Genomic DNA, 625 nt, shown 5'->3' on the forward strand with positions numbered 1-625 from the left:
ACCGACACACCGGCCAGTTCCGCGAGCTGGCGCTGATCGATTCCCAAGAGCGCGCGGGCAGCCCGCACTTGCGCGGCGGTGATCATTAGCTATTCCTATCCAAAGCGTCTATAGGACGGTACCAAATGTCTATGCTGATGTCGAGAACATCAATCATGCCATTTTATATCGGACATCGTCATCCCACTGGGTATGAGTTTTTCACTCCGACATTTCGTCCTCATCCTGTCCACCTTCGTGGGCCGGGCAAGGTGACAATTGCCAACCAGCGGCGCCCATAAGCCTCCGAACAGGTGCGCCATGGCAGAGAGCGACTGACAATTCGGCCTACCTCGCGCGCAACACCGATGAGCACTGGCTCCATGCGCTGTGCGCAATTGCCATGAAACAACCGCCACCCCGCGCCCCAAAACAGAACCGCTCACGCGCTATGTCATTAAGCAGAGTGGGAGAACTGCGAATCGAGGCAATGAGAGCTATATGATGTCGATGCCACTCCACGATTTTCCAGTATGGCGAAGTCTTTACCAGGGTGTCAGCCGCCCACGGCTATTGTCTACGGCGGTTATTCGAGACTCTTCGGCTCTTGGCGACTAACCTGATTGAAAATTCTTGTGCGGATGTC

Annotated in this window: 1 protein-coding gene; it reads right to left on the minus strand. The window is 55.2% G+C overall.

All coding sequences use genetic code 11. The features are described 5' to 3' along the window. A partial coding sequence (locus ACX3P1_RS28305) for a helix-turn-helix domain-containing protein (protein ID WP_459083149.1) occupies positions 1-86 on the minus strand: 86 nt, incomplete at its 3' end. Positions 87-625: the final 539 nt, after the last annotated feature.

It is taken from the genome of Mesorhizobium sp. A623 (assembly GCF_054489405.1).